The organism is Thalassobacter sp. (genome assembly GCF_982993085.1).
In genome coordinates this window covers 1-14,872 of sequence record NZ_CEZFMW010000088.1, presented here as the reverse complement: position 1 = coordinate 14,872, position 14,872 = coordinate 1, and the positions used below count along the sequence as shown (strand labels likewise).

Genomic DNA, 14,872 nt, shown 5'->3' with positions numbered 1-14,872 from the left:
ACCGCGATCCCGGCTCTTTGGCGTTGGGCTTGGCGGCAATTGAGCACGGGGTGCAAATTTTGCGCGTGCACGATGTTGCAGGTACCTGCCAAGGTCTGACACTATGGGATGTGGTTCGGCAAAATGCTGAGGCATCCGCCGTCGAAGCCCCCCGTTAGAGGTCCGGCCGTCGGCACTGCAAGTTGCGGCAATGGATTGGAACAAGGCATGGGCTCACTTTTTGGCACGGATGGGGTGCGGGGCAAGGCGAATAGCTACCCGATGACTGCTGATATGGCTTTGCGTCTTGGCGCAGCGGCGGGGCGGTATTTCCGTCAGGACCGTTCTGCCCAGCACCGCGTGGTCATTGGCAAGGATACGCGCCTGTCTGGCTATATGCTCGAAAACGCACTGACGGCGGGGCTGACCTCTACGGGGATGAACGTCTTGCTGCTGGGACCGATCCCGACGCCTGCGGTGGGCATGTTGACCCATTCGATGCGTGCGGATCTTGGGGTGATGATTTCGGCCTCTCATAACCCGGCGCATGACAACGGCATCAAGTTCTTCGGACCCGATGGGTATAAGCTGAGTGATGAGGCGGAAGCTGAGATTTCCGCCCTTGTTGAGAGTGGTGTAGAACCTGCCGCCGCGGAAAACATTGGCCGCGCCAAGCGGATCGATGATGGACTTGGCCGCTACATCGAATACGCTAAGACCACCTTTCCCGATGGCCTGCGGCTAGACGGCCTAAAGGTCGTTATCGATTGCGCAAATGGTGCGGCCTACAAGGTCGCGCCCGAGGTCCTTTGGGAGTTGGGCGCAGAGGTAATCCCGGTCGGTGTCTCGCCCAATGGGCACAACATCAATGACAAATGCGGTTCAACTTATACGGCCACAGCGGCCGAGCAGGTGGTGGCGCATGGGGCCGATATCGGGATCTGCCTTGATGGTGATGCGGATCGGGTCTTGATCTTGGATGAGACCGGAACACTGGCGGACGGCGATCAACTGATGGCTTTGTTTGCTGCGCGTTGGGCAGATGAGGGGCGACTGCACGGCCCCGCGCTTGTCGCGACCGTGATGTCCAACCTCGGGCTGGAGCGTTTCCTCGCGGAGCGCGCAATCCTGTTGCACCGCACACCTGTAGGGGACCGCCACGTTGTGGAGGCTATGCGCAAGGGCAAGCTGAACCTTGGGGGCGAGCAATCTGGCCATATCGTGATGACTGACTACGCCACAACGGGCGATGGCCTTATCGCGGGTCTACAGTTTTTGGCTGAGATGGTTTTGACCGGGCGCAAAGCCTCGGATCTGATGCAAAACTTTGACCCGGTGCCGCAAAAACTGGTGAATGTTCGGTTCGCAGCCGGTCAGCTGCCGCTGGATGATGCCAGTGTGCAGGCGGCAATTTCTGCCGCTGAGACAGAGCTAGAAGGGTCCGGGCGTTTATTGATCCGCAAGTCAGGCACCGAACCGTTGATCCGTGTGATGGCGGAATGTGAAGATGCGGACCTGTTGGAAAAGGTGGTCGCGGATGTAGCGGGTGCGGTCGAAATCGCGACCAGCTGAGTGTGATGCACAGGCTTTGCCGCCGCTTCGGCAAGGTGCCGCCGATCTGTCCCAAGAAACCCAGTGGCCTGGGCTCTTTACGCGCAGGTCACGCCGCAGTGCAGCGTATTTTTTGGTATTCAGCGGTGGAAACTTATGGTTACCTGCCGTTCACACTTGGGGCGCGCCGGAGCGGGTACAACACCCGCATGAGACGCACCCATTCTAAGTGACAGCTTTGGATCATCGTGGATGATCCGCCAGAGGTTGGGGTGGGCGTGCGCGCCCGGACCCGCGGGGGGGACGGAGGGAGGAGCCGACCCCCCCAACTTTATCACCAGATATGCGGCCCGGCCTCAGACCTTTACACGCTCAGATTTCGGATCGTACATCGGCTTAAGGCTCGCGGTTGCGGCCACGCGCGTGCCTGCCACCTCAATCTCATAGCTGGAGGCAAGGATTTCCTGCACGCTTTCGCCTTTGCAGGGCACATATCCCAGCCCCATCGCTCCGCCCAGCGTATGCCCATAGGCACCGGAGGTGAGGAAACCCACGACCTCACCGTTCCTTAGGATCGGTTCTGCGTGATAGAGCAGGGGCTCCCGGTCGGTCAGTTTGAATTGCAGCATCCGCATCGCAAGTCCCTCGTCTTGCTTGCGCAGGACAGCGTCGCGACCGATGTAGACAGGCTTGTCCTTTTTCACGGCAAAGCCGAGGCCTGCTTCCATGACGTGATCCTCAGATGTGATGTCATGGCCAAAGTGGCGGAAGCCTTTTTCGATCCGGCAGGTGTCCATCATGTGCATACCGCAAAGTGTGACCCCCATGTCGGCACCAGCATCCATCAGGGTTTCGAACACGTGTCCTGCCATGTCGGTGCTGACGTAAATTTCCCACCCAAGCTCGCCTACATAGGTGACGCGGTGCGCGCGGGCGAGGCCCATACCGATCTCGATCTCTTGGGCGGTTCCAAACGGATTGACCGCGTTGGAGAAATCATTGGGAGAGACCTTTTGAAGTAGATCGCGGGCTTTGGGGCCCATAATGGCCAGCACGCCCTCAGCAGCAGTCATGTCGGTAATTATGACGCGGTACGTGCCCTTGTGGCGCATCAACCATGTCTGATCCGCAAGCCGCGTGGCCGCAGGGGTAACGACAAGGTAGGCGTCGGGCGACAGCCGTGTGATGGTGACGTCCGCCTCAATGCCAGCGCGATCGTTCAGGAACTGCGTGTAGACGATCTTGCCCACAGGGACGGAGTAATTGCCGCCAGCCACATAGTTCAGGAAGGCCTCTGCGTCTGGTCCCTCAACACGGATTTTGCCAAAGGAGGACATGTCGTACATGCCCACGCCTGTTCGTACGGCTTCATGTTCAGCCCGCACGTTTTCGAAGAAATTTTGACGGGTCCAGCTGTATTCATAGGCGGCCTCTTGGCTGCCACTGGCAAACCAGTTGGCGCGCTCCCAACCGGCAAGCTCGCCCATAACCGCACCGCGATCCAGCAGGTGTTGGTGGAACGGCGTGCGCCGTACCCCACGCGCCGTGCGCTTTTGTAGGTAGGGGTAGTGGTCCGCATAGAGCAGGCCCAATGTTTCCTTGGAGCGTTCAAACAGATACGTCTTGTTGCCCTGGAACGGCTGCATCCGAGAGATATCGACATCACCCAGATCAAAGGGCTTTTCGCCCGCATCCATCCATTGGCTCAGCGCCATACCAGCGCCGCCCGCGGATTGGATCCCGATAGAGTTGAAACCCGCAGCCACCCAGACGTTGTCCATCTCGGGGCAGAGGCCAAGGTGATAGGCATCATCAGGTGTAAAGCTCTCGGGCCCATTGAAGAACGTGTGAATGCCCGCTTCTGCCAGCATTGGCATCCGTTCGCAGGCGTCCGCGAGGATGGGCTCAAAGTGATCAAAATCCTCGGGCAGTTGGTCGAATTCGAAATCAGCTGGAATGCCATTCGCAGCCCACGGTTTTGCGTTCGGTTCAAACGCGCCTAGTAGGATTTTGCCGGCGTCTTCTTTGTAATAGGCGCATTCATCGGGCACCCGCAGGACAGGCAATTGGGTTAGGCCCGCAATGGCTTCGGTCACGATGTAGAAATGCTCACACGCGTGCAGGGGCACGTTGGTGCCAAGCATCGCACCGACCTCATGGCCCCACATACCGCCGCAATTGACGACGTGCTCACAATTGATGGTTCCGGTCTCGTTGCCCTGTTGCCAGTGGACGCCCGTGATGCGGCGACCCTCGCGCACGACGCCCGTGGCTTTGGTCCGCTCCAGCACAGATGCACCACGTTGTCGCGCGCCTTTGGCCAAAGCCAGCGCGATGTTGGCGGGGTCACCCTGGCCGTCTAGTGGCAGGTAAACGCCTTGGGTGACGTCACCGATGTTGAGGTGGGGGTATTTCTCTAACACCTCCGTGGGTGAGATCGCCTCGACCTCGACGCCAAACGCCCGAGCCATAGAGGCTTGGCGTAGAATTTCTTCTTTGCGTGCCTCCGTTAGGGCCACGGTGATGGAGCCTACCCGTTTGAACCCGGTGGCAACGCCGGTTTCTTCCTCTAGCCCGCCGTAAAGCTCTTGGGAGTATTTCGCGAGCCGGGTCATGTTTTGCGTGGCGCGAAGCTGAGCAATCAGGCCAGCAGCATGCCACGTGGTGCCCGACGTAAGCTGTTTACGCTCTAGGAGGACGACATCTTTCCAGCCCAACTTTGTGAGGTGATAGGCGACAGAACAACCGATGACACCGCCACCAATGATAACGACGCGGGCAGAGGACGGAGGTAGGCTCATGGATGTTAAGCTCCGGTGTGGAAATGCGCGGTAAGGGCTGCGATGTGGACAGGGCCGACCTCACAGCATCCGCCGATGATGCTGGCGCCGAGGCGGGCCCAGTCACAGGCGTGGTCTAGGTATTCGGTGGGGCCAAGGTCGTGACGTGCCTCAAGCGCGTCAACGGTGGCACCGGGTTGGCGGAACCGTTCCTTGATATGGGTAAAGCCGTTGGCATAGGCCCCTAAGGGAACCGTAGCGCCACTTAGCGATGACAGAGCGGTTGTCACAGCCTCGGGGCGGGTACAGTTGATCAACAGTGCATCGATGCCCGCGATATCGAGCACGTCTGCCACCGGCTCACCCGAGCGCAGCTTGCTGCCGTCGCCATCCTCAACCGACACCGCAAGCCAGACAGGCTTGTCGCTGGCCGCACATCCCGCAACCGCGCCGCGCGCGGCCTTGAGGCTACTTGCGGTCTCGATCAGGTGTAGATCCACATAGGGCGCATGAAGGGCCACGATCTCGGCATAGAGCCGTGCGGCATCTTCAACCTCGGGGGTGTTTTCTGGCTGGTACGACCCGCCCAACGGGCCAAGGGAGCCTGCCACCTGACCGCCACCCGCATTATCGCGTGAGAATACGGCAATTTCACAGGCTGTGCGGTGCAACAATTCGAATTGCCCATCCATACCGACCTTTTGCAAACGGTCACGGTGGATGGCATAGGTATTCGTCGTCGCGATCTGAGCACCCGCCGCGAAGTAGTCATCGTGGATGGCGCGCACTGCCTCGGGGTGGTCGATCATGACCTGCGTTGCCCATAGGGGCGTGGGCCGGTCGCCCGTGCGGCGGAGCAATTCTTGCCCCATGCCGCCGTCAAGAATGATCATGCGCGTAGTCTTTCGTTGGAAGGATCCCACATAGGCTGATCGGCTTGGACCGTGGCGGGAACCTTTGTGCCGTAGACATCTACCGTAAGGGCCGTGCCGGGGGCCAAATGCTCGGCCTTGATCATCCCAAGGGCGATGCAGGTTTGTGTGCGGTAGCCCATGGCACAAGAAGTCACTTCACCCACATGGGTATCACCCGCATAGACAGGAGCCATGTAGGGGGCGTCATGGGTCCCGGGTTCAAGGGTCATGGTAACGAACCCCTTACTGCGGCCCTGTTGCTTTTCAGACAAGAGGGCAGCCTTGCCGGGGAAGGCGCGCGGTTTGTCGAAGCGGATGAACCGGTCCAGACCACCCTCGATGGCCGTGTAGTCGGAGGAGAGATCCCCCTTCCACGCGCGGTAGCCTTTTTCGATCCGCATGGAGTTCAGGGCATACATCCCAAAGGGTTTTGCCCCACCGTCTAGAATGGCGTCGTATAGGGCAGGGATGTCGTCCAGCTTTGCGTGGACTTCCCATCCCAACTCACCCGCAAAGGAAACCCGCGCTAAGGTGCAAGGATGTCCGCCCAGCGCGGTGACCTGAAAGCTGAGCCAGGATTTGGACAAATCTGCCTCGGTGCCGATCGCGGCCAACAGATCGCGCGATTTAGGTCCGGTGACGATAAGCGTTGAGTATTCGGTTGTATGGTCCGAAAGAACCAAGCTGCCGTCCGTGGGCAAGAACGCCTTGAGGTATTCAAAGTCGTGCCATTGCGCGGGGGCTGCGGTGATCAGCATGAACTCATCATCGCTATATGCAAAGACCGACATCTCGGTCACGATCCGGCCCCGGTCATCGGCAAAGTATGCCAGCCCCACACGACCCGCCGAAGGCAGTCGCGACATGGTTAGCCCATCAAGCCAATCACGCGCGCCAGCACCTTTGACGGTGAACCGGGAAAAGCCGGGCAGATCCAACACACCAACCGCGTCACGCACGGCCTCAACCTCTTCGCGGATGCGGTCCTCCCATGGGCCAGCCCGCTCCCAGGTCTCGGCTGTTTCGAGCGAGGTGTCATCGTCGGGTTTGGCGAACCAATTCGCACGCTCCCACCCATTGTAGGCGCCCATCTGGCCGCCCATCGCACGGATCTTGGCATCCACTGGCGAGAGCTTCTTGTCGCGGGCGACGGGCCACTCGTAATGGGGGTAGTGCATGGCGTATTCATGGCCATATGTCTCAAGCGCTTTGTTGAGGCAGTAATCATTGTCCGCGTAGTCAGTATAGCGGCGGGGGTCGACGGCCCACATGTCGTCTTCGGTGTAGCCATGCATGACCCACTCCGACAGGACCTTGCCTGCGCCACCGCCCTGCGCGATGCCAAAGGTAAAGGAATGGGCCTCAAACGCATTGGGCACCCCGGGCATAGGGCCAATCATGGGCAAACCATCAGGGGCATAGGGGATAGGGCCGTTGATATTGCGCCCCACACCTGCAGTGCCCAGCAACGGCACCCGGGCCATGGCGTCCTCGATGTAGAACTCCAGCCGCTCCAGATCATCGGGATACAGCTGAAAGCTGAAATCCTCGGGCATGGGGTCATCGGGGGTGACCCACGCGGCCTTACAGTTCCGCTCATAGGGGCCAAGGTTCAGACCGTGTTTGTCCTGACGCAGGTAGTACGAGGTATCCACATCACGGATCATGGGCATCTTGTGGCCCTTTTCCTTGGTGTAGGCTTCGATCTCGGCGATTGGCTCTGTCAGGAAGTACTGGTGGGACATAACCACCATGGGTACGGTGCGCCCACCAAAGGGTTTGAACATCTCACCGACGCGCTGGGCGTAGTAGCCTGCGCAGTTGACGACCTTTTCACAGCGAATATCGCCCTTGGGGGTTTTGACGATCCACTCATCGCCATCGCGCTCGATCCCTTCGGCAGGGCAGAAACGCTCGATCCGCGCACCGGCCTCACGCGCGCCCTTTGCAAGGGCTTGTGTGAGCTGAGCGGGGTCAATGTCACCATCAAGGGGGTCCCATAGCCCGCCCGCAAGGTCATGTGTTTCCATGAAGGGGTTGTGTTCTTGAAGCTCTTTGGGCGTACACAGATCCATCGTCAGCCCGAGGGCGCGTGCCTGTCCTGCGACTTTCTTGAATTCTTCCATCCGCTCTTTGGTGTGTGCCAAGCGCAATGCACCAGTGACGTGGTAATTCATCGGATAGTCGACCAACTCGGACAAGCCGCGGTAGAGCTCCAGCCCATAGCGCTGCATGTTCATCACGGCCCAGTTGGGCGCAAAGTTTGGACAGTTGCCCGCTGCGTGCCAAGTCGAGCCTGCGGTCAGCTCATTCTTTTCCAGTAGGACACAATCAGTCCATCCCGCGCGGGCCAGATGGAACAACGCCGATGTGCCGACGACACCGCCGCCGATGATGACGACACGCGCTGTGGTGGGAAACTCAGACATGGGCTCTCCTTTGCTATGCAGGCTCGTTGGAACCGGGCTAGGGGGGTCAGTAGACGGGGGGGGCAATTACCCACAGGGCAATGGCTGGCTCGTCATAGGGATTGGCCCAGCGAAAGCTTTGCGCACGAATGCGGGCGCTGTCGCCAGGGGTTAGGATATGGCGGGTGCCGTTGATCCAGATATCCAGACGCCCGGATACAAGGTAGGCAATCTCTTGGGTTGGGCGGAGGACTTCGTCACTGCGCGACACTCCGGGCGCAAAGGTGGAATGCACGACCTCAAAGGCGTCCGTCAGATCTGGCGAGACAAGTTCCTCTGTCAGGCCCGCGATCCGTTCACCAATGGCGCGGCGGCCATCTTTGCGCACAATAACGCCTTCCTCTGATACAGGCGTCAACAGCCCAACGGGCACGTCCAACAGATCCGCCAGATGCTGCATATCTGCGTCCTCGGGCCGCGAAATATCGCGTTCCACTTGGCTGAGCCATCCTACCGATTTGCCCAGACGGTCTGCGACATCCTGAAGGGTCAAGCCTCGCGATTTGCGCAAGGCTCTTAGGTCGGCTCCGAGGTAGACGGATTTCAGGCTGGCGGCGGTGTCAGACAAGCGCGCCTCCCCGACTCGCATGAAACTATTGCCTAAATTTTCATACCATCGGTCGTGAAAAATCAAGCCAATTTTTCACGAAGGTAGTGAGGTTGGGATCATTGCAGCCGTTTGGGGTGATGCCATCAGGCGCTGGGCGAGGGCGCGGCCATCCCATCCGCCATCACGGTAGACCTGCAAGGCACGTGCGTCGTCGCGCTTGGCAAGGCGTTTGCCATTCTGGTCCCGGATCAGGTCATGGTGGTGATACTGCGGGACAGGCAGGTCCAGCAGCCGTTGCAGAAGGACGTGAATAGGGGTGGCTTCAAACAAGTCACTGCCACGGGTGGCTTCGGTGATCGCTTGGGCTGCGTCATCCACCACGACGCTCAGGTGATAGGAGGTGCCAAAGTCCTTGCGCGCGACAACGATGTCACCGATGGCCGCAACCATATGGGCCGGTTGCACGGTGATGTGCCCCGTCTGATCGTCGGGGCCGGCACCTGTTTCTGTAAAGGACAGCGGGCCAATCTGGGTCGTAGCCTTTGCCATATTGAGGCGTAGCGTGACACCTTTGGGGCGGGGTCCCGTGGGGGCGCGACGGCAGGTGCCGGGATAAATCACGCCATCAGGCCCAAGCATCGGCGCGCCTTCTTGGGGGGCGCTGGCGGCGGCCTCAATATCGCGGCGGGTGCAGGTGCAGGGGTATAGCAAGCCGCGACCCCACAGGTCGTCAAGGGCTGCATCATAGGCCGCTTGGCGGTCCGATTGGCGCATCACAGGCGTGGGGTACGTCACGCCCAGCCACGCGAGGTCGTCGTGAATAGCGGCCTCCCACTTGGGCCGCGCGCGCGTGGCATCAATATCTTCAATTCGCAGCAACATCTCATCACCGCGTTGGGCGGCGATCAGTGCGGCGTAGGCATGTCCTAGGTGCAACGGCCCTGTGGGTGAGGGCGCAAATCTAGTACGCTTCACAGACGTTCCAAAATGTAGATGGTAGAGGTTTGGGCACCGGGCTTTTGCGGCAAGTGCGGTCCATTTTCGGACCACCTTAGATGGGCTTGGCCGCTTGATTGCACATCCGCAAGGGCATCCATGTAGTTGGCGTCCTTCAACGTGGCCTCATTGTAGCTTAGCGCCAGCAAGCCGCCGGGGGCGAGCAGGTTTAAGATGGGCGTTAGGATGTCGGGAGGGGCGGCACCAAGACTGATGACCCCGCAGGCCACAATAGCGTCGTAAGTGCCTGCCGAGATCAACGGCAACTGACCGGGCGTGCCCCGCGTCAAAGTGCGATAGGCTTTTTTCTTGCGCGCAACGGCCAGCATCTCGGGCGAAATGTCGGTGCCATCGATCTGGTGATAGCCAACCATCCGCAAAGCCAGCCCGCTCAACCCCGTGCCACAGCCGAAATCCAAGATCTCAGCGTCCATGTTGGGCATGTGGTCCCACAAAGCCTGGGCGATACGACTGGGAGTAGCGTAGCCCACTGCCTCCACATCTGCTTCATAGGTTTGTGCCCAATCGGCATAGATCTGAAGCGTTTCTTGCGTGCTACGCGGTGCCCAAAGTTTGGTGCTAAAGCCGTCTTTGTCTTTGCTCATGGCGGCATCGTGCCATGAGATCACTCCGCTGCCAAGCTTTCGCGATCCCCAAGCCATTCCGCCCAATCTGCCTTGGCGCGGTCGGTATAGATTTTGTACCGGGTTTTGCGGTTGCGGCGGCCACCTTTGGCATCCACCGGAGGGAACAGCCCGAAGTTCACGTTCATCGGTTGGAACGTCTTGGCTTCGGCCCCGCCGGTGATGTGCGTCAAAAGTGCACCCATGGCAGTGGTTTCAGGGACGGCGGGCAGGGTTTCGCCCAAGATCTCTGCGGCGGCCATACGACCTGCCAGCAGGCCCATAGCAGCACTTTCGACATAACCTTCAACGCCTGTGATCTGACCCGCAAAGCGAATGTGGGGCTGCGACTTAAGGCGCATTTGGTTGTCCAGCAGCGTGGGTGAGTTCAGGAATGTGTTGCGGTGAATGCCGCCCAAGCGGGCAAAACTCGCATCCTCAAGTCCGGGAATTGTTTTTAGAACAGCAGCTTGTGCGCCATACTTCATCTTGGTCTGAAAGCCGACGATATTGTATAGCGTGCCCAGCTTGTTATCGCGGCGCAGTTGCACCACGGCGTAGGGCTTCACATCTGGCTGGTGCTGATTGGTCAGGCCCACAGGTTTCATTGGGCCAAACCGCAGGGTTTCACGGCCACGCTCGGCCATCACTTCGATCGGTAAGCAGCCGTCAAAGTAGCCAGCTGTCTCACCTTCGTGGAACTCGGTTTTGTCCGCGGTCAGGAGCGCGTCGATGAACGCCTCATACTGGTCCTTGGTCATGGGGCAGTTGAGGTAGGCTGTGCGCTCTTCCTCAGTTTCGCCTTTGTCGTAGCGGGACTGCATCCATGCAACATCCATGTTGATGCTTTCATGGTATACGATGGGGGCGATCGCATCAAAAAACGCGAGCGCGTCTTGGCCCGTTTCTGCCGCGATTGCGCCGCCCAGTCCTTCGGACGTCAGAGGGCCTGTGGCGATAATCGTTGGTTGATCTTCGGGCGGCAAGGCATTGATTTCGCCGTATTCAACAGTGATCAGCGGATGCGCCATGATGCGCGCCGTGACGTCTGCGGCAAAGGGGTCCCGGTCGACGGCCAAGGCACCACCGGCGGGCAGACGGTGCGCCTGTGCGGTGTCCATGATCAAGCCATTGGCTTTGCGCATTTCCCAATGCAGCAGGCCCACTGCGTTCTGCTCATCATCGTCGGAGCGGAAGGAATTGGAACACACCATCTCGGCCAGATGGCCGGTACGGTGGGCAAATGTTTCAACAGTTGGGCGCATCTCGTGGATGACAACGGGTACGCCTGCGTTCGCAGCTTGCCAAGCGGCCTCAGAGCCCGCCATGCCGCCGCCGATGATGTGGAGTGTTTTGGTCATACCGGGCCATGTAGCGGTGAATAGGTGTTTTGGGAAGGGGCGCTGTTGCGGGTTTTGAGCATTTGGCCCCTTGGTGGGGCGGGTCGTTTACAGCTTTTCGAAATGGGCGGCGATACGGGGGCTAAGCCAGTCCCACAGGTGTGGCGCGCCCGCCGCAATCCGGGTGCCGACGCGGGTGCGCACGGTGTCCTCGCTTACGGCGTAATCGATCCATGAGCCACCGCCATTCGCGAGGTTCAGGTTCGGCGGTTGGAACCGGTCGAGTGACTTGGCAAAGCGGGCTTCGGGCGATTGGTTGGCCTCAAACGTATCCCATAGGGCGCGAAACGCGGGGCCAGTGTCGGCGGGCAGCAATCCAAAGATGCGGTCGGCGGCGCGGGCTTCGTCAGCCTCAACCGTGGCGGAGGGCGCGGCAAAAATAGGCACATCGCCCGCGTCTATTTCTACCAAGTCGTGTAGGATCAGCATTCGGACCACGATAGCGGTGTCCGAGGTGTCCAATTCGCCCAGAACAAGCGCGAAAAGTGCGATGTGCCAACTGTGCTCACCGGTGTTTTCTAAGCGGCTGTTATCGGCAAGGCGGGTTGCGCGCATGACAGATTTGAGCGCGTCCGCTTCTGCGAGAAGCTGCAAGCGTGCGGCCAAGTCGGCGTCGGTGATTGGCTGACCTTCAAGCATATCAAGTGCCGCGCGGTAGATCTGTGGCCACTCAGTAACCAGTCGTGCGGCACGCCCGGTGTGTAGGTTATCGCGCGCGATGGTCACATGATCCGCAGGCGGAGAGGGGGCCAGCAACACCTGAAATACCGGCGCAATGTGATCGAGCGCTTTGGCCCAGCGGGCGTCGGGTGTTTGGGCGGCTTCAAACGTCTGCCAGAGGGCGCGAAATTCTGCGGCCTGATCAACTGGCAAAAGCGCAAACAGGCGGTCAGCGGCGCGGGTCTCGCGTGCGGCTTGGTTTGGGTCTGGCTGGTCGATAGGGGTGTCGCCTGCGTCGATCTCAACCAAATCGTGGACCAAGAGCATCGCGATGACTGCGTCTATGTCCACGTCGCTGGGGGCCAGCGGGGCCAACACCATGGCCCATAGACAAAGGTGCCATGCGTGTTCCGCCGCATTTTCCGGGCGAGAACCATCGAGCAAGACATTCGCGCGGTCCACTGATTTGAGCCGATCAGCCTCCATCAAGAAGTCCATTTGGGCGTCTAATCGGTGCATTGGGCGGTGCTCCTGTATCGTGGGTCTGAAAACGATGAACGGCCCACAAGGGGCCGCTCAGGTGTTATTCTAAATAGTCCAAGCCGCAGATCACTCTGGGTTGGTTGCATGCTCTCGACTGCGCCGTTCCAACAATTCGGCTGCGCGGATCGCGGCGCGTTGCACGCGGATCGAGGTGATGAACGCCTCTTGGAGGGTTTGAGATTGTTCGCCTATCGTTTTGGACAAAAGGCTCACGACATCTTCATCCCCCGTCGCCTGAATATGGGCGATTGCCTTGGCTGCCAAATCATCGGCAAGCTTTTCGGCAAGAGTGCTCAACGGGTTGTTTCCGTCAGACGGCGACGCACGTAGGTGTCGACCGAACCGATGAGCGTATCCATGTGCGGGTCTTCAAAGAAGTGCCCGGCGCCCTCAACCTCTTGGTGCGTGATGGTGATGCCCTTTTGCTCATGCAGCTTGTTGACCAGTGCGGTCGTGTCCGCAGGCGGCGCGACGCGGTCGTTTGAGCCGTTGATCACAAGCCCCGAAGAGGGGCAGGGTGCGAGGAAGCTAAAGTCGTAGCGATCCGCCGGGGGCGAGACCGAGATAAAGCCCGTGATCTCGGGACGGCGCATCAGAAGCTGCATCCCGATCCAAGCGCCGAACGAAAAGCCAGCCACCCAGCAATGCTTGGCATTGGGGTTCATCGTCTGGAGGTAGTCCAGAGCGGAGGCCGCATCGGACAATTCTCCAATGCCTTGGTCATATTCGCCTTGGCTGCGGCCCACGCCGCGGAAATTGAACCGCAACACGGTGAAGCCCATGTTGTAGAATGCGTAGTGCAAATTATACACCACGCGGTTGTTCATGGTGCCGCCGAACTGGGGGTGCGGGTGCAGAAGGATCGCGATAGGGGCGTCCTTGGCTTTTTGCGGGTGATAGCGCCCCTCAAGGCGCCCTTCGGGTCCGGGGAAAATGACTTCGGGCAATTTGGCCTCTTTCCTTGTTCGTCTCGGCCCTCGCGTTGGGGGACCGACGTGTCTGGCCAATATTGACGAACTGGCTCAGAGACTTTAGAACGCTTCTAAATTGGCCCGCGACCGCGCGAGCCCTTCCTGAGCGTCAGTTAAGCGCAACAAACGGGGACGTCAATCGGATGCGCCGCTTGGACGTGTGCGTCTATTGTATAGGAGAAGGCTATGAAGCTGAGCACCAAAGGGCGTTATGCCATGGTCGCACTTGTCGATTTAGCGCAGCAGCCTGACGGCGCGCTGACATCTCTTGGCGACATTTCGGGGCGCCAGGACGTATCGTTGCCATATCTGGAACAATTGTTCGTAAAGCTGCGCCGCGCGGGCTTGGTTGATTCCGTGCGCGGGCCGGGCGGTGGGTATCGGCTGGCGCGGCCGCCATCGGAAATTCGTGTCAGTGATGTGCTGGAGGCCGTCGATGAGACCGTGTCTGCGATGCACAAGGGGGCTGGTGCCTCTGGCGGGTTGTCGGGCAGCCGGGCGCAGTCTTTGACCAACCGTCTGTGGGAGGGGCTGAGCGCACATGTCTATGTGTATCTGCATCAAACGCGACTGTCGGATATTGTTGGCAATGACCTGACGCCGTGCCCGGCTGTGCCGAGTTTGTTTCAGGTGGTTGATGATTAGGTTCGATTGGCTCTGTTGGGCCATTTGAGTATTTGGGGAACAAAGGATTTGGGACGCGTCTATCTAGACCATAACGCAACGACACCCCTGCGGGCGGAGGCACGTGCGGCAATGATTGCGGCAATGGATGTGGTGGGTAATCCATCCTCGGTCCATGCCGAGGGACGTGCGGCTAAGGGTGTGATCGAGGCGGCACGGGCGAATGTGGCAGAGGCGCTTGGGGCGCAAGCTGCGGATATCGTCTTTGTGTCTGGTGCGACTGAGGCTGCGGCCTTGGCGATGGCGGGGCGCGCGCTGCACACCGCTGCGATCGAGCATGACGCTGTGGGTGCCTGGGGCGATGGCGCATTGGCTGTAGATGCGGCGGGGCGGGTTGACGTGGCTGACCCGGCACGCACCGCGTTGCAGGCAGCAAATTCCGAGACAGGCGTGTTGCAGGCGCTGCCCAAGGGCTTGGCCGTGAGCGACATGACGCAGGCCTTTGGCAAGGTCCCGTTGGCTTTTGATTGGTCGGGCGTGGATATGGCATTGGTATCGGCGCACAAGCTGGGCGGACCCAAGGGAATTGGCGCGCTTGTGTTGCGCCGGGGCTTGGATGTGGTGGCACAGCTAAAGGGCGGGGGCCAAGAAATGGGCCGCCGCGCCGGCACAGAAGCGATCCACCTGATTGCCGGTTTTGGGGCGGCAGCAAAGGCCGCGTCGACAGATTTGGCGACGGGTAAATGGGATCGGATCGCACAACTTAGAACTTTTCTAGAAACTCACCTTGAGGCTGGCTCAAAAGAGACTATT

Annotated in this window: 13 protein-coding genes; 3 read left to right on the top strand and 10 right to left on the bottom strand. The window is 59.7% G+C overall.

The features are described from left to right. The first annotated feature begins 207 nt into the window (after positions 1-207). The gene (glmM, locus tag AC4GMC_RS13115) at positions 208-1,551 is read left to right on the top strand and encodes a phosphoglucosamine mutase (RefSeq protein WP_487875968.1); all 1,344 of its coding nucleotides are present in this window, start codon (positions 208-210) and stop codon (positions 1,549-1,551) included. 335 nt (positions 1,552-1,886) lie between these two features. On the opposite strand, the gene AC4GMC_RS13110 is transcribed toward glmM, so the two are convergent. The 10 genes from AC4GMC_RS13110 to AC4GMC_RS13065 all read right to left on the bottom strand — a co-directional run bounded on the left by AC4GMC_RS13110 (position 1,887) and on the right by AC4GMC_RS13065 (position 13,411). Further along, complete coding sequence (locus tag AC4GMC_RS13110) at positions 1,887-4,331, bottom strand: GcvT family protein (RefSeq protein WP_487875967.1); 2,445 nt, start codon at positions 4,329-4,331, stop codon at positions 1,887-1,889. 5 nt (positions 4,332-4,336) lie between these two features. Then, the gene (locus AC4GMC_RS13105) at positions 4,337-5,203 is read right to left on the bottom strand and encodes a homocysteine S-methyltransferase family protein (RefSeq protein WP_487875966.1); all 867 of its coding nucleotides are present in this window, start codon (positions 5,201-5,203) and stop codon (positions 4,337-4,339) included. Further along, a complete protein-coding gene (locus tag AC4GMC_RS13100; protein WP_487875965.1) occupies positions 5,200-7,653 on the bottom strand; it encodes a GcvT family protein in 2,454 nt (817 codons plus the stop codon). Before AC4GMC_RS13100 ends, AC4GMC_RS13105 begins: the two co-directional genes overlap by 4 nt. A gap of 46 nt (positions 7,654-7,699) precedes the next feature. Next, on the bottom strand, positions 7,700-8,260 hold the full coding sequence (locus tag AC4GMC_RS13095; protein WP_487875964.1) for a helix-turn-helix domain-containing protein: 561 nt from the start codon (positions 8,258-8,260) through the stop codon (positions 7,700-7,702). A gap of 75 nt (positions 8,261-8,335) precedes the next feature. Further along, complete coding sequence (gluQRS, locus tag AC4GMC_RS13090) at positions 8,336-9,217, bottom strand: tRNA glutamyl-Q(34) synthetase GluQRS (protein WP_487875963.1); 882 nt, start codon at positions 9,215-9,217, stop codon at positions 8,336-8,338. Further along, complete coding sequence (locus AC4GMC_RS13085) at positions 9,214-9,843, bottom strand: class I SAM-dependent DNA methyltransferase (protein ID WP_487875962.1); 630 nt, start codon at positions 9,841-9,843, stop codon at positions 9,214-9,216. Before AC4GMC_RS13085 ends, gluQRS begins: the two co-directional genes overlap by 4 nt. A gap of 20 nt (positions 9,844-9,863) precedes the next feature. Beyond that, a complete protein-coding gene (gene trmFO, locus AC4GMC_RS13080) occupies positions 9,864-11,222 on the bottom strand; it encodes a methylenetetrahydrofolate--tRNA-(uracil(54)-C(5))-methyltransferase (FADH(2)-oxidizing) TrmFO (protein WP_487875961.1) in 1,359 nt (452 codons plus the stop codon). An 87-nt stretch (positions 11,223-11,309) separates the two neighbouring features. Next, complete coding sequence (locus tag AC4GMC_RS13075; protein WP_487875960.1) at positions 11,310-12,440, bottom strand: HD domain-containing protein; 1,131 nt, start codon at positions 12,438-12,440, stop codon at positions 11,310-11,312. A gap of 90 nt (positions 12,441-12,530) precedes the next feature. Then, the gene (locus AC4GMC_RS13070) at positions 12,531-12,761 is read right to left on the bottom strand and encodes a hypothetical protein (RefSeq protein ID WP_487875959.1); all 231 of its coding nucleotides are present in this window, start codon (positions 12,759-12,761) and stop codon (positions 12,531-12,533) included. After that, positions 12,758-13,411 (bottom strand): alpha/beta hydrolase, encoded by a 654-nt coding sequence (locus AC4GMC_RS13065; protein WP_038003532.1) that lies wholly within the window; start codon positions 13,409-13,411, stop codon positions 12,758-12,760. The genes AC4GMC_RS13070 and AC4GMC_RS13065 overlap by 4 nt, the downstream gene beginning before the upstream one ends. A gap of 210 nt (positions 13,412-13,621) precedes the next feature. Here AC4GMC_RS13065 and iscR point away from each other — a divergent pair, with 210 nt between their 5' ends. Together iscR and AC4GMC_RS13055 are read left to right on the top strand one after the other, a co-directional pair. Then, the gene (iscR, locus tag AC4GMC_RS13060) at positions 13,622-14,080 is read left to right on the top strand and encodes a Fe-S cluster assembly transcriptional regulator IscR (RefSeq protein WP_487879022.1); all 459 of its coding nucleotides are present in this window, start codon (positions 13,622-13,624) and stop codon (positions 14,078-14,080) included. A gap of 48 nt (positions 14,081-14,128) precedes the next feature. Further along, the coding region (locus AC4GMC_RS13055) for an aminotransferase class V-fold PLP-dependent enzyme (RefSeq protein WP_490391459.1) at positions 14,129-14,872 on the top strand (744 nt) is incomplete at its 3' end.